Below are 12,910 nucleotides of genomic sequence, written 5' to 3'. Positions count from 1 at the left end.
CGAACGGAATGCAGATGTTGAACTCGCCGGTCAGCGCGCCGATCTCCACCTGGAACGGCGTGGTGACCACGATGTCGTTCGGCGAGGTGGTGATGTTGGTGAACTTCACCTGCATTTCGGCGCGCACGTATTCCACGTCGATTTTGTAGATGGCGCTCCAGGCGTCGCCATAGGCGTCCAGCGCCAGGCGCAGCATGCGTTTGATCACCCGCTGTTCGGTCGGAGTGAATTCGCGGCCTTCGACCTTGGTCGGGAAGCGGCCGTCGCCGCCGAACAGGTTGTCGACGGCGATGAACACCAGACTCGGCGCGAACACGAACAGGGCAGTGCCGCGCAGCGGATTCAGATGCACCAGGTTCAGGTTGGTCGGCACCGGCAGGTTGCGGGCGAACTCGTGATACGGCTGGATTTTGATCGGGCCGACGGTAATGTCCGGGCTGCGGCGCAGCAGGTTGAACAACCCCATGCGGAACTGCCGGGCAAAACGTTCGTTGATGATTTCCAGCGCGTGCAGACGCTCGCGCACCACGCGGCGCTGGGTGTTCGGATCGTAAGGCTTGACCTCGCTCTCTTTGCCGACCACCGCCTCGGGTTCATCACCCGCGCTGTCGCCGTTGAGCAAGGCGTCGATCTCTGCCTGTGAAAGAATGCTATCGCCCATAGTGATTACCGCAGTATGAAGGCGGTGAACAGCACGTCGCTGACCACCTGCTTCGGTTGTCCCTTAACCAGCGGCGGGCTGAGCACGTCCTTAATCTGCGCCACCAACTGTTGCTTCCCTTGTTCATTGGCCAACTGGCTTGCTTCCTGGCGGGAGAGCAGCATCAGCAAGCGGCTGCGCACTTCCGGCAGAAAATCGTTCAGCTGACGGCGGGTACTTTCGTCCGGCAGACGCAGCGTGAGGCCGATGTACAGCACGCGATCCGGGTTGTTGTCCGGCGTCACCAGGTTGACGGTAAAGGTGTCGAGCGGCATGAACACCGGCGCGGCCGGCGGTTGCTGTTTGGCGGCGGCCGGTTCGGCGCCGTTTTTATGCTGTTGCAGCAGCCACCAGCTGTAGCCCGCGGCGCCACAGGCGACGACGCTGATCAACACCAGCAGGATGACCAGAAGGGAGCGTTTCGGTGCTGCCGGAAGGGTGTTCTGAGACATAGCCAAATCTAATTCCTGTTGTTCCACCCGCGGCCGGCGAGGCGGCGGGCATGGCGCGCGGCAAAGCCGCACGCATGACATGTAAAGGTATTATCGCGTCTATCGCGGCGTGCAATAGCCTGAATAGACGCGCAAATGGGTGCCAGCTTGGGCGTTTGCGGCGGCTCAGGCGAAAATATCGACGCCGTTGACCGCGCTGGCTATGCGCTGCAGCGCCATCGGCGCGCTGACGCCGTCGGCGGCCGCAGCCTCATCGCCAGGGTGTTCAGCATAGCTGGAACGCCCCTGGCTGTTGGAGGCCTGCTGCTGCGCCTGTTGCCATTGTGGCGTGGACTCGCCGCCCACGCTGCTCTGCCCCAGGTTGATGCCGCTCTCCGCCAGCGCGTGGCGCAGTTGCGGCATCGCCGCTTCCACCGCCGCGCGCACCTGGCCGTGAGCGGAGGCGATGTGCAGTTGCGCTTGCTGATCGTCCAGTTTCAACGTGATCTGCAAGGCGCCCAGCTCCTGCGGATGCAGACGCAGCTCGGCGCTTTGCTGGCCGTTGCGATGGAACATCAGCACCTGTTGGTTCAGCGCCTGCTGCCATTCCGGGCTACCCAACTGCGCGTTTAACTGCGGCGTAGGCGGCGCCGTCACCAGTGAGCCGGCCGGGGCGGCCGTTTGCGTTGGGCTGGCGGCGGCCAGGGCGACGGCGTGATTGAGCGTCGGCTGCTGCTGGGTATCGCCCGCCGGCAGCGGCTGTGCGGCACTTGCGCGCTCGCCGCTGGTCGATTGCGGGAGCGCCGCCGTGGCGTTATCGCCATCGGCTGCAGGCGTTTTCGTGCCTGTTCCTGTCGGGGCAGGGGATGCCGATGAACGCGCGGCGGTGTTATCACCGGCCGCCGCAATGTTCAGCAGGCCATTGCCGGTCTGCAGCGCGGCCGCATCGTCAGCGTTTTCCACCGGCAGCGGCCGTTGGCCATCGGCTGGCTGAGGCTGGGCGACGATCGCGGCCGGCAGCATGGCATACAGCGCCTGCAGCGTCGCGGCATCCAGCTCTTTGGCGGCGGCGATCGGCGGCTGCGCCGGTTTATCGCCGGCCACGAGCGTCTCGCTCTCGGCGCCTTCAGATGAAAGCGCGTCGGCTGGGGTTGCCAGACCCGGCAGCAGGCCGCCGCGCTCGCCGAAGGTGGCCAGCAGTTGATTGAGCTGATTGCGGCTCAGGGCCGGGGCGCGTTCATCGTCCGCGCTCAGCGCGACCGGCGGCTGTTTGCCGTCGGCTGCGGGCGCGAAACGTGCGCCGAGCAGTTGGGCGAAAGCGGATGACAGCTGGCTCTCATCCAGCGCCGACGTCAGTTCGGCCAGACCGCCGGCATCGCCGGGTAAGGCCAGGCCGGGCAGGGCGTTCAGATTCATGGGTTGATATTCCTTTGTGCACTGCGTTGAGCGAACTCATCCATCAGTTTTTGATCCCGTTTATTCTCCTGCTGCTGCTCCGCATTTATGGCGCGGGTATGCAGAGTCTCGAAAGCGTTCAGCCGCTGTTGTTTGTCTTGCCATTGCTTCACCGCATGATCCACTTTCTGCCCCCACTGCAGCAGCTGCTGGCGGTGCTGGTCGATGGCCTGTTCCAGCGTGCCGATAAACTGCTGGTAGTTTTGCCAGCGAGAGCTGTCCATGCCGTCGCAAAGCGTATGATTCAGCTTCTGGCGATATTCGTCCTGATAGTTGAGCAGCATCGACAGCTGTTGCTCCGCCGCCTGCTGCGCCTGCCGCACCTGGCCAAGCTGTTGCGCGGCCTGTTCCACCGCATCCTGCGCCAGATCGCGCAGGGTAATCAGGGGGGATTGTGATTTCATCGCTGTGCGCCTCTGGTGACGTTAAACAATCAACTGCTGCAGCTGTTGACAGGCTTCATCGTAGCCGCTGCGTTCAAAGATGCCCTGTTGCAGGTACGCTTCCATCTGCGGGTACAGCGTCATCGCTTTGTCCAGCAACGGATCGCTGCCCGCCGCGTAGGCGCCGACGCTGATCAGATCGCGGTTGCGCTGATAGCTGGCCAGCATCTGCTTGAAGGTGCGTACCCGGCGGTAATGCTCTTCGTCGATCAGCGACGTCATGGCGCGGCTGATTGACGCTTCGATGTCGATCGCCGGGTAGTGGCCGGCTTCCGCCAGGCGCCGGGACAGCACCACGTGGCCGTCGAGGATGGCGCGCGCCGAGTCGGCGATCGGATCTTGCTGATCGTCCCCTTCGGTCAACACGGTGTAGAAGGCGGTGATGGAGCCGCCGCCGCTGATGCCGTTGCCCGCGCGTTCCACCAGCGCCGGCAGCTTGGCGAAGACCGAAGGCGGATAGCCTTTGGTCGCCGGCGGTTCGCCGATGGCCAGGGCGATCTCACGCTGCGCCATGGCGTAGCGGGTAAGGGAGTCCATGATCAGCAACACGTGCTGCCCGCGATCGCGGAAATCTTCGGCGATGCGGGTGGCGTAGGCCGCCCCCTGCATGCGCAGCAGCGGCGACACGTCCGCCGGCGCAGCGATCACCACCGAGCGCGCCCGGCCTTCGGCGCCGAGAATGTTCTCGATAAAGTCTTTGACCTCGCGGCCGCGCTCGCCGATCAGGCCAACGACGATCACATCCGCCTGGGTATAACGGGCCATCATGCCGAGCAACACGCTCTTGCCGACGCCGGAGCCGGCGAACAGACCCATGCGCTGGCCGCGACCGACGGTCAGCAGACCGTTGATGGTGCGCACCCCCACGTCCAGCACCTGCTCAATCGGCGTGCGCTGCAAGGGGTTGAACGGCGCGGTGATCAGCGGCGCGCGGTAACCGGTTTCCGGCGAAGGCAGGCCGTCGAGCGGTTTGGCGCTGCCGTCCAGCACGCGCCCCAGCAGCGCCGGGCCGAGCGGCAGCTGTTTGCCGGCGCTTTGGCCTTCCGGCGCGATGCGGGCGTAAACCCGCGCGCCCGGCACGATGCCTTCGACTTCTTCCAGCGGCATCAGGAACAGCCGTTGGCCGTTGAAGCCGACCACTTCGCTTTCCACTTCCTGCACCTCACCGGCGTCGTGCCGTTCGATGAGGCAGGTCGCCCCGAGCGGCAGCTGCAGGCCGGTAGCCTCCAGCACCAACCCGGTGGCGCGGGTCAGGCGACCGTAGCGGCGCACCGTCGGCGCGCGGGCGATGCGTTTTTCCAGCGTATCCAGAGAACTCAGCCAGCGGCCGAGACGCGCGGTCATCAGACTTCTCCCGGTGCCGCCAGGCGGCACAGTTCATGCCAGCGCGTCGCCAGGCTGGCGTCGAGATCGCCTTCCTCGGCGCTGACCTTGCAGCCGCCCGGATGCAGTTCGCCGTCCGCCAACAGGCGCCAGCCGTGCAGGCTGAGGGTAACCCCCAACTGCTGCTCGACGCGTGGGTAATCGTCCGGGTGGACCCGCAGCTGCGGCTTGCCGTTGAACATCGGCTCCTGTTGAATCAGCTGTTGGATCTGCGCGAGCAGGGCGGTGCCGTCGCACACCGGCGGCTGGCCCAGCACCTGTTTGGCGGCGGTCAACGCCAGTTGCATCAGCCGCGAAGCGATCACGCTGTCGAGCGCGTCCAGCGTGTGCTGGAATTCGGTAACCAACTGCTGCCAGTGGGCGGTCAGCGGCTGTTGCTGCTGCTGCGCTTCCAGCAGCCCTTGCTGACGGCCTTCTTCCAGACCGGACTGAAAACCGGCTTCATAGCCTTTTTGCTGGCCGTCGGCATAGCCCAACTGCTGGCCCTGTTGCTCGGCCTGCAGCCGCAGCGTCGCCAACTGCTGCTGCAATTCGGCCTGCGCGTCCGGCGACGGATCGCTTTGTTCGAGATCCGGCAGCGGCGGCAGTTCGAACGCCGGTTTCTGTTCGCCCAAATCGTTGAGCGACCAGGGCTGCCAGGGCAGGGTGTTAATGCGATCAGACATAGGTGTCCTCGCCGCCGCCGATGATCATTTCGCCGGTTTCCGCCAGGCGTCTTACCACCAACAGGATGGCTTTCTGCTCGTTCTCCACCTGCGACATGCGCACCGGCCCACGGTTGGCCAGATCGTCGCGCAGGATGTCGGCGGCGCGTTGCGACATGTTCTTGAGGAACTTCTCGCGCAGCGGCTGTTCGGCGCCTTTCAACGCGATCAGCAGCGACTCGCCTTCCACTTCCTGCAGCAGGCGCTGGATGCTGCGATCGTCGACTTCCACCAGGTTTTCGAACAGGAACATCTCGTCGATGATCTTCTGCGCCAGCTCGCCGTCGTATTCGCGCATCGCGTCGATGACCGCTTCTTCCTGCTGGGTTTTCATCAGGTTGATGATCTCGGCGGCGGTGCGCACCCCGCCCATTTTGCTGCGCTTGAGGTTCTGGCCGTCGAGCAGGTTGTTCAGCACTTCGGTCAGCTCCGCCAACGCCGCCGGCTGCACGCCGCCGAAGGTGGCGATACGCAGCATCACGTCGTTGCGCAGGCGTTCGTCGAACAGGGCCAGGATGTCCGCCGCCTGGCCGCGTTTGAGGTGCACCAAAATAGTGGCGATGATCTGCGGGTGTTCGTCGCGGATCAGATCGGCGGCGCTCTGCGGCTCCATAAAGTTGAGCGTTTCCATGCCGGTGGTGGTTTCGCGCGATTCGAGAATGTCTTCCAGCAGGCTGGCGGCGCGCTCTTCGCCCAGCGCCTTGACCAGCACCGAGCGCAGGTAGTCGCTGGCGTTGACGCTCAGCGCCGCGTATTGCTCGGCGTCGTCTTCAAACTCGGTCAGTATTTCGCCGAGCTGTTTGTGTGAAACCTGGCTCATGCCGGCCATGGTGCCGCTCAGCAGCTGTACTTCGCGCGAGGAGAGGTGTTTGAACACCTCCGCCGCGCGATCTTCACCCAGCGTCATCAGCAAGATGGCGCTTTTGTCGGTTCCGGTCAGGCTCATATCTCGTTACTCATCCATTGGCGGATTACCAGAGCGACCACGCGCGGGTCTTTGTCAGCCAGATCGCGGATCCGCTGGCTCTGGACTTCTGCGCTGACGCGCTGCTGCGATTTGCGACGCTGCGCCAGCTCCTCGTTGCTCGGTTTGTTGCTGTCGACCGCTTTGGCGGCAGGGGCGTTGGCGGCGGCGATGGCGGCCTGTTGCGCGGCCTGGCGCTGTTGCAGCTGCGGCCGCACCAGTTTGCGCCACAGCAGCCAGGCCACCAGCAGCACCAGCAGATAGCGGCCCGCGTCGATCAGGCGATCGATAAACGACTGGCTTTGCCAGAACGGCAGTTCGCCACCGGTCACCTGAGTGTCGGTAAACGGCGTATTGACCACGTTCAGGGTATCGCCACGGCTGCTGGAGTAGCCCATCGCTTCACGCACCAGCGCTTCGATCTGCGCCAACTGCTCTTTGCCCATCGGCTGCGGTTTGCCGTCTTTACCGGTGCCCAGGTAGTTGACCACCACGGCGACCGACAGACGCTGCACGGTGCCGGCTTTGTGCTGGGTATGGCGGATGGTGCGATCGAGCTCGTAGTTGGTGGTCGCGTCGCGTCGGGTATTTTGCGGCACGCCGCTGGCCGCCGCGCTGCGGGTGGTTGCGGCGTTTTGCGCGGTGGCGTTGGCATTGTTGCCGGCCGCGGGCTTGGCGGTTTCAATCGGCGCAGTGGCCGGCGCGCTCGGTTGGTTGGACAGCGCGCCTGGCACGCCACCCACCTGCGGCCCGCCGATCTGTTCGCTCAGGCTGGTTTGCTGGGAGCGGATAGCGGCTTTGTCCGGCTGCTGGTTCGGCTGGTATTGTTCATCGGTTTGCTCGCGCGTGGCGAAGTCGATCTGCGCTGTGACCTGCGCACGCACGTTGGCGCTGCCGACCACCGGGGCGAGGATCGCTTCGATGCGGCGCTGGAAGCCGTTTTCCACTTCGTTGGCGTATTTCAGCTGCGAAGCGTTGAGATCGCGCCCGGTGCCGTCGGACTGGGTCAGCAGGCGGCCGGCCTGATCGACCACGGTCACGTTGCCCGGCGGCAGGCCGGCGACGCTGCTCGACACCATATAAACGATGGCGTTGATCTGGCCGTCGTCCAGCGCACGGCCGGGTTGCAGGGTGAGCGTTACCGAGGCGGAAGGGGATTTCTGTTCGCGCACGAACAGCGAAGGTTTAGGCAGCGCCAGGTGAACGCGGGCGTTTTGCACCGGCCCCAGCGATTCGATGGTGCGCGACAGCTCGCCCTCGAGGGCGCGCTGATAGTTAATCTGCTCGCTGAACTGGCTGATGCCGAATTTTTCCTGATCCAGCAGTTCGAAGCCGACGGCGCCGCCTTTCGGCAGCCCTTGCTGCGCCAGACGCAGACGGGTTTCATGCACCTTTTCCGCCGGGATCAGCAGCGCCGCGCCATTCTCGGCAAAGCGGTAAGGGATGTTCATCTGCGTCAGTTGGGTGACGATGGCGCCGCCGTCGCGGTCGTTCAGATTGCTGTACAGCACGCGGTAGTCGGGGCTTTTCACCCACAACAGCAGCGCGACGACGATCGCGATCGCGGCGGAAGCGGCGACCAGCAACGGAATTTTCGGGTTGGCGCGCAGACGGTTCCAGATGGCCTGCAGGCCGTTGTCGCGGCTTTCGCCGGCGGTTATCGAAGCACTCATTTTAGGTCTCGTCCTTCAATGGCGCTCACGATCCCGTACGGGCCGCTGAGCAGCTCCCTGCCAGGCTGATGAACGGTATGGTTAGCGTTGTGTGACAAAACAGACTCCCTGATACACATATCTTCTAAATAGCGGCGCTCCCATTTCTGGGCAGGCCATTATTCGCCTTATCAGACAATTCCGATTGCCCGATAAGCCGGGTTTTTTGCAGTTAATTAACCGCTTTAGGTCCGAAAACGCTGTGCTAGGGTGTGCATCATTGGAGAAGTGCAGGGTGAAAACGTCACCCGGCGAGACGAGATGATTGAGGACCAGATGGCGATTCAGGGCATTGAAGGGGTGCTGCAGCAGATGCAGACCATGGCGGTTCAGGCCGGCAAGATGGGGCAGAATGCGGCGCCGCAGGGCGTCAGCTTCGCCAGCGAACTGACCGCGGCGCTCGGCAAGATCAGCGAGACCCAGCAAACGGCGCGCAAGCAGGCGCAGGATTTCGAGCTGGGCGCGCCAGGCATCAGCCTGAACGATGTGATGGTCGATCTGCAGAAATCGTCGGTGTCTTTGCAGCTGGGCGTGCAGGTGCGCAACAAGCTGGTGGCGGCCTACCAGGATATTATGAATATGCCGGTGTGATGAACTTGCCGGTCATTTTTCAGTGAAATTTGGGTCGGCGCTGTTACTTTATAGCGACGGTCATTTATCGGGATAGGATGATGTACAAATCGCTGTATCTTGCTCTGGGTATCATGGCGTTGTCTGGATGCGCCGGGCAAAACGATGACTATTCATCGGCCCAAAAAAACGCGGCTCATCAGGAGGCCGGCAAAGAGTGGAAGGCGTTTGTCGCGCCGCTGTCGGTGAAGACACAGTCGCCAGGCGAGCGAGAAATGAAACGCGCCACCCGACAATACTGAAGCCGTGACGCCAGTCGATGGGCAAAAAAAACCAGCTATCGAAATAGCTGGTTGAAGGTGCGATAAAACATTTATGTACTTGATGTAGGAGCGTCGACGCACGTTCGAGGTGCGTCAACGCGAACATCATATTTGTTATATTATAACAAATCAATGCTGCCGTGCGTTTGCTTCAGCCCGCCAATTCTGCGATCCGCTGGTGGGCATTCGCCAGCCCCTGCGCGAGGCCGTGCGGTCTCATATCCAGCCCTTCGGCATAGATGAATTGCACGTCGCCGATCCCCATCAACCCCAGCACCGAACGCAGGTAGGGCGTTACGGCATCGGTCGGATGCCCGGCGTGCATGCCGCCGCGTGAACTGAATACCAGCGCATTGACGCCTTCCACCAACCCCACCGGGTAGGTGGCGGTATAGTTGAAGGTCATCCGGGCGCGGGCCACCAGATCGAACCAGTTTTTCAGCTGGGTCGGGACGTTGAGGTTGTACATTGGCGCGCCGAGCAGCAGCAGATCGCTCTCTTTCAGTTCGGCAATCAGCCGGTCGGAGAGCGCCACCGCCGCTTTGGCGCGTGGGCTGATGTTTTCCGCGCCGCGCAGCGCACCGAACAGCTCGCCGTCCAATACCGGCAGATCCAACGCCGTCAGATCGTGTTCGACGATCCGATCTTCGTGTCCTTTCGCCTTACGCGCTGCCAGATAGCGGTCAATCAGGTTATTGGTCTGCGAGTCATTTCCCATAATGCTGGATTTGAGTACCAGTATTTTTTTCATGCTGTTGTCCTCTGACGGTCATCTGTGGTTTTCACCGGGGATTCGGAATGACTGCAGGTTATCATTGCTTGATGTTCACCAGTGGTGATAGGTTTTCACTAAATTGATTCCAATTTGGAAGCATTAAGATGAAAAGCGATCTCAGCGCACTGCCGGCGTTTGTCGCCGTGGCGGAAGGCGGCAGTTTCGCCGCCGCCGCAGAGAAACTGCATCTGACGCGCTCTGCGGTCAGCAAAATCGTATCGCGTCTCGAGGCTCGGCTTGGCGTGATGTTGTTTATGCGCACCACGCGCAGCCTGAGCCTGACGGATGAAGGGGCGCTGTACTATGAGCACTGCCGGCAGGCGTTGGCAAACGTTCAGGCGGCGGAAAACCAGCTCGACAGCGGCAAGATGCAGGTCAGCGGCCGGCTCAGAGTCTCGGTGCCGGTGCTGTTCGGCCATTTGTGCATTGCGCCCGTGTTGACGGCGCTGGCGAATGAACATCCCTTGCTGACGCTGGAAATTTCATTCAGCGACCGCAGGATAGATCTGATCGACGAGGGGTTCGATCTGGCGGTTCGCATTGGCGAGCTGGCGGACAGCGGCAGCCTGGTTGCCCGGCGCTTGGGCGAACACGGCATGCTGCTGTGCGCCTCGCCCGATTATCTGCAGCGCTGCGGCGAGCCGAGAACGGTAGAGGCGTTAAGCCGACATCAGGCGGTGGGGTATCTGCACGCCGGCGCCGTGCTGCCCTGGCAGCTTCGCGGCGAAAACGGCGAGCTGCGGCCGTTCAGGCCACCGGCCAAGATGATGATGGATGACATGCAGGGGATTGTCGATGCGGTGTCCGCCGGCGCCGGTATTGCCTGGCTGCCGGAGTGGCTGGTGCGCGAGCGCTTGATGGCGGGGACGTTGGTGGAGATCATGCGCGGTGGGTCCAGCCTCAGTTTCCCGGTGAACGTCGTGTGGCCCTATATGCCTTACCAGCCGCTCAAGGTGCGGCTGGCGGTAGACAAACTGGTGGCGGAGCTGCCGGGAAAATTGGCGCTTGCAGCACCGTGGGTATCGTCTCGCTAATGGCCGGTGCCACAACCGACTAATGTACCGAATAGAGGGCCGAAAATGGTGCTGTCAGGTTTATTGAATGCGCAGGTGATCGTTTATTATGACGTGATTAGTAGGGTTATTATTCGAGGCAGGTCAATGAGCACGAAAAGCGAATCCAGATGGCGTCTGATCAGTATTTTAATGTTGGCGCTGCTGGCGGTATTAATTGGCGTTCTGGTTAAACTGGACTGAAGTCTGACCAGACGATAAAAAATCTGGCCGTTTTATTGTACGGCCAGTAAACGCATCATCTCTTCTTCATTCAGTAAGGCTAGCAGCCACAGCCCCAACACAATTATTGCCAGAGAAAATAATCGCTTTTCATTACGCATCATTTAATTCGCTCTTCGGCGGAGGGGCATTGCTTAGCGTATCTCAGCGTTGTTACAACCGTTAGGGACTTGTGTTAAATAAAGCCATTTGTTGCGCGTCTATTTATGTTTCTCCGGCGACCATCGCCTCAACGCCCTGAGAGCCGGGTTCCATAATCCTCTGATGACCGCGAATGGCGGTAGGGGCGAAACCGAAGCGTTTGCGAAAACGTTCGGCGAAACGCGAGGCGCTTTCATAACCCACATGTTGCGCGATGGCGGAGATCGGCCAGTCGGTCGACTGCAGCAGGGCCAGCGCGCTGCTCATGCGCACGTCAATCATCAGGTTGCGCAACGCGGTGTTTTCCATCGACAGTTTGCGGCGCAACATCACTTCACTCATCGACAGGCTCTCCGCGACTTTGGCCGCCGTCCAAATGCTGTGCGGATCGGTCGCCAGGCAGCGGCGCACGCGCTGCGTCAGATCCTTGGCTTCGTTGTGAATAAAGCGAATGCCGAATTGGGCCAGCCACAACAGAATTTCCAGCATTTTGTGCCGCACGATGATGGTGGGAAAGCGTTGCCGCAGCGTCAGCGCCAGGCCGGTGGTTTCAAAACTGTGCTTTAGGGCGCAGGGCAGGTTGCGCAGCGCCAGGACGGCATCGAACGGCATCGGCGCCGGCGTTTCCTCGGCCGGAGGTTGGACGGTGAGCAACAGGGGATCGCAGGTTAGCAGTTGGCAACTGAATACGCCGTCTTCGGACGGGCCGTTAATAATGTCCACCGTTTGCCCGCCGTCGATAATCAACAGCTCGCCGGGATGAGCGACCACTTCGTGTTGTTGCCAGCGTACGCGCTTATGGCCTTGTTGTATCAGATACAGATGTGGTTGCTCAAAATAGACTGAAGGGAATAATAATTCAGTATACTGAATGATGTGCGCTGAGGCGCCAATTCCAGGACAGAGATTAATTGTACGTTCCATCGATATTCATTTCGCAGCCATTATCTGGGAATATCTTTACGCTTTGATCCGCGCTGGAGCAACATTTTTCCATGGGCCGTGAAACACAGCGGCGAGTTTTATCTATCAAAAATCAATTTCCTGCTGAACAGAAAACGTCCGTGTCGGGATGATGTTTATCCATTAAAGTGAGAGCCAGGCTCGAAGCGCGCATTTTACCAATTACCCATAAGCTGAATAATTCAAATGCCATAGATTAATATCCTAACGTAACCCGAGAGTAATAGCGCATAGTGCTATTTAATCCATTTTCGTCAGTATTGTCGATCTTATCGGACCTGTGGTTCCCCCAGCAACAGCGCACGATCATGAAACTGGCCGTAGGCATTGTTGACCACGTTCTGGCGCGTGGACTGTTCGATCAACATTTTCAGCTCATCCATACGCTGCTGTAACAGACGTTTGAGTTCGGTTTCGTTGTCGAGGATCTGTTGCAGCTTATTGCGCAACATCTCCTGCAGCGCCATGGACGGGCCGGCTTGCCCGGTAAAGGCGGCGGTTTTTTCCACCGCCGTCACGTAAGCGAATTCGAGCTCGACGAGCTCCTCCCAGCGCCCGGTTTGCGCCAGCGCGATCATCTGGCTGCTCAGGCTGTAAATTTGTTGATAAGCGGCTAACAGCTGCTGTTGACGTTCCATTACACGGCGTCCTGCGAAGGTTGGTAGTTAGGGCCGATCTGGCGCCAGGCGTCGGCGATGTTTTCCAGCAGTTTAACCACTTCGGCGATCGCCGCTTCGTCGTTGTGCAGATTGGCCTGCATCAGCCGACGCTTCATGTAGTCGTACAATGCCGCCAGATTTTCGGCGATCTCGCCGCCCTGTTGAGGGTCGAGGCCGCTTTTCAGGCCGTTGTCGATGATATTGATGGCTTTGGACAGCGCCATGCCTTTGCCGGCGATATCGCCCTGGTTCATCAGGATGCGTGCGCGAAGCAGGGCGCTGAGCGCCCCGTCGAACAACATCACGATTAACTGGTGCGGGCTGGCGCTCATGGCGCCGCTTTCCAGACTGACCTGTGCATAGGCCTGAGTGCCGCTACGGTTATACATGCT

The 12,910-nt window shown here is 61.0% G+C and carries 15 protein-coding genes; 3 read left to right on the top strand and 12 right to left on the bottom strand.

The window, feature by feature from the left end:
* The 8 genes from fliM to fliF form a co-directional block, all read right to left on the bottom strand.
* Window positions 1-661 (bottom strand): flagellar motor switch protein FliM (fliM, locus tag ADK28_RS01585; protein ID WP_048794701.1); only part of this gene is annotated, 661 nt, incomplete at its 3' end.
* A 5-nt stretch (window positions 662-666) separates the two neighbouring features.
* Entirely contained in the window at window positions 667-1,152 is a 486-nt protein-coding gene (fliL, locus tag ADK28_RS01580) for a flagellar basal body-associated protein FliL (protein WP_016927307.1), read from the bottom strand.
* Window positions 1,153-1,317: 165 nt separating this feature from the next.
* Window positions 1,318-2,547 (bottom strand): flagellar hook-length control protein FliK, encoded by a 1,230-nt coding sequence (locus ADK28_RS01575; protein ID WP_048794700.1) that lies wholly within the window; start codon window positions 2,545-2,547, stop codon window positions 1,318-1,320.
* Window positions 2,544-2,990: a flagellar export protein FliJ gene (fliJ, locus tag ADK28_RS01570; protein WP_016927309.1), complete on the bottom strand. Its 447-nt coding sequence runs from the start codon at window positions 2,988-2,990 to the stop codon at window positions 2,544-2,546. The genes ADK28_RS01575 and fliJ overlap by 4 nt, the downstream gene beginning before the upstream one ends.
* 21 nt (window positions 2,991-3,011) lie before the next feature.
* Window positions 3,012-4,373 (bottom strand): flagellar protein export ATPase FliI, encoded by a 1,362-nt coding sequence (gene fliI / locus ADK28_RS01565; protein WP_004934781.1) that lies wholly within the window; start codon window positions 4,371-4,373, stop codon window positions 3,012-3,014.
* Window positions 4,373-5,077: a flagellar assembly protein FliH gene (gene fliH, locus ADK28_RS01560; RefSeq protein WP_016927310.1), complete on the bottom strand. Its 705-nt coding sequence runs from the start codon at window positions 5,075-5,077 to the stop codon at window positions 4,373-4,375. The genes fliI and fliH overlap by 1 nt, the downstream gene beginning before the upstream one ends.
* Window positions 5,070-6,062 (bottom strand): flagellar motor switch protein FliG, encoded by a 993-nt coding sequence (gene fliG, locus ADK28_RS01555; protein WP_004934775.1) that lies wholly within the window; start codon window positions 6,060-6,062, stop codon window positions 5,070-5,072. The genes fliH and fliG overlap by 8 nt, the downstream gene beginning before the upstream one ends.
* Window positions 6,059-7,753 carry a flagellar basal-body MS-ring/collar protein FliF gene (gene fliF / locus ADK28_RS01550; protein ID WP_048794699.1) on the bottom strand — a complete coding sequence of 565 codons (1,695 nt, stop codon included), beginning with the start codon at window positions 7,751-7,753 and terminating at the stop codon, window positions 6,059-6,061. Before fliF ends, fliG begins: the two co-directional genes overlap by 4 nt.
* A 315-nt stretch (window positions 7,754-8,068) precedes the next feature.
* Here fliF and fliE point away from each other — a divergent pair, with 315 nt between their 5' ends.
* Both fliE and ADK28_RS01540 read left to right on the top strand, forming a co-directional pair.
* Window positions 8,069-8,383 carry a flagellar hook-basal body complex protein FliE gene (fliE, locus tag ADK28_RS01545; protein WP_004934773.1) on the top strand — a complete coding sequence of 105 codons (315 nt, stop codon included), beginning with the start codon at window positions 8,069-8,071 and terminating at the stop codon, window positions 8,381-8,383.
* A 77-nt stretch (window positions 8,384-8,460) separates the two neighbouring features.
* Window positions 8,461-8,664, top strand: coding sequence for a hypothetical protein (locus ADK28_RS01540; protein WP_126186666.1), 204 nt, complete (start codon window positions 8,461-8,463; stop codon window positions 8,662-8,664).
* Between the two features lie 172 nt (window positions 8,665-8,836).
* Here ADK28_RS01540 and ADK28_RS01535 read toward each other — a convergent pair whose 3' ends face one another.
* Window positions 8,837-9,436 carry an FMN-dependent NADH-azoreductase gene (locus ADK28_RS01535; protein ID WP_048794698.1) on the bottom strand — a complete coding sequence of 200 codons (600 nt, stop codon included), beginning with the start codon at window positions 9,434-9,436 and terminating at the stop codon, window positions 8,837-8,839.
* A gap of 128 nt (window positions 9,437-9,564) precedes the next feature.
* Between ADK28_RS01535 and ADK28_RS01530 the strand changes: the two genes are divergently transcribed.
* Complete coding sequence (locus ADK28_RS01530; RefSeq protein ID WP_033640034.1) at window positions 9,565-10,494, top strand: LysR family transcriptional regulator; 930 nt, start codon at window positions 9,565-9,567, stop codon at window positions 10,492-10,494.
* Window positions 10,495-10,959: 465 nt separating this feature from the next.
* Here the strand turns inward: ADK28_RS01530 and ADK28_RS01525 are convergent, their stop codons facing one another.
* The 3 genes from ADK28_RS01525 to fliS form a co-directional block, all read right to left on the bottom strand.
* Window positions 10,960-11,820 carry a helix-turn-helix transcriptional regulator gene (locus ADK28_RS01525; RefSeq protein ID WP_033640035.1) on the bottom strand — a complete coding sequence of 287 codons (861 nt, stop codon included), beginning with the start codon at window positions 11,818-11,820 and terminating at the stop codon, window positions 10,960-10,962.
* 308 nt (window positions 11,821-12,128) lie between these two features.
* Window positions 12,129-12,497, bottom strand: a complete 369-nt coding sequence (gene fliT, locus ADK28_RS01520; RefSeq protein ID WP_016927319.1) for a flagella biosynthesis regulatory protein FliT — start codon at window positions 12,495-12,497, stop codon at window positions 12,129-12,131.
* Entirely contained in the window at window positions 12,497-12,907 is a 411-nt protein-coding gene (gene fliS / locus ADK28_RS01515; RefSeq protein ID WP_004934758.1) for a flagellar export chaperone FliS, read from the bottom strand. Before fliS ends, fliT begins: the two co-directional genes overlap by 1 nt.
* Window positions 12,908-12,910 lie beyond the last annotated feature (3 nt).

Source organism: Serratia sp. 506_PEND, assembly GCF_001076875.1.
Lineage (GTDB): Bacteria > Pseudomonadota > Gammaproteobacteria > Enterobacterales > Enterobacteriaceae > Serratia > Serratia marcescens.
The sequence above is the reverse complement of the archived record's forward strand: the minus strand, read 5'-3'. Positions and strand labels throughout refer to the sequence as shown.

What these genes read in the sequence shown, in the direction of transcription:
- fliI (WP_004934781.1), bottom strand. Translation starts at nt 4,373, where the DNA reads ATGACCGCGCGTCTCGGCCGCTGGCTGAGTTCTCTGGATACGCTGGAA.
- fliL (WP_016927307.1), bottom strand. Translation starts at nt 1,152, where the DNA reads ATGTCTCAGAACACCCTTCCGGCAGCACCGAAACGCTCCCTTCTGGTC.
- ADK28_RS01575 (WP_048794700.1), bottom strand. Translation starts at nt 2,547, where the DNA reads ATGAATCTGAACGCCCTGCCCGGCCTGGCCTTACCCGGCGATGCCGGC.
- fliE (WP_004934773.1), top strand. Translation starts at nt 8,069, where the DNA reads ATGGCGATTCAGGGCATTGAAGGGGTGCTGCAGCAGATGCAGACCATG.
- ADK28_RS01525 (WP_033640035.1), bottom strand. Translation starts at nt 11,820, where the DNA reads ATGGAACGTACAATTAATCTCTGTCCTGGAATTGGCGCCTCAGCGCAC.
- fliS (WP_004934758.1), bottom strand. Translation starts at nt 12,907, where the DNA reads ATGTATAACCGTAGCGGCACTCAGGCCTATGCACAGGTCAGTCTGGAA.
- fliJ (WP_016927309.1), bottom strand. Translation starts at nt 2,990, where the DNA reads ATGAAATCACAATCCCCCCTGATTACCCTGCGCGATCTGGCGCAGGAT.
- ADK28_RS01535 (WP_048794698.1), bottom strand. Translation starts at nt 9,436, where the DNA reads ATGAAAAAAATACTGGTACTCAAATCCAGCATTATGGGAAATGACTCG.
- fliT (WP_016927319.1), bottom strand. Translation starts at nt 12,497, where the DNA reads ATGGAACGTCAACAGCAGCTGTTAGCCGCTTATCAACAAATTTACAGC.
- fliF (WP_048794699.1), bottom strand. Translation starts at nt 7,753, where the DNA reads ATGAGTGCTTCGATAACCGCCGGCGAAAGCCGCGACAACGGCCTGCAG.
- fliH (WP_016927310.1), bottom strand. Translation starts at nt 5,077, where the DNA reads ATGTCTGATCGCATTAACACCCTGCCCTGGCAGCCCTGGTCGCTCAAC.
- fliG (WP_004934775.1), bottom strand. Translation starts at nt 6,062, where the DNA reads ATGAGCCTGACCGGAACCGACAAAAGCGCCATCTTGCTGATGACGCTG.
- ADK28_RS01540 (WP_126186666.1), top strand. Translation starts at nt 8,461, where the DNA reads ATGATGTACAAATCGCTGTATCTTGCTCTGGGTATCATGGCGTTGTCT.
- ADK28_RS01530 (WP_033640034.1), top strand. Translation starts at nt 9,565, where the DNA reads ATGAAAAGCGATCTCAGCGCACTGCCGGCGTTTGTCGCCGTGGCGGAA.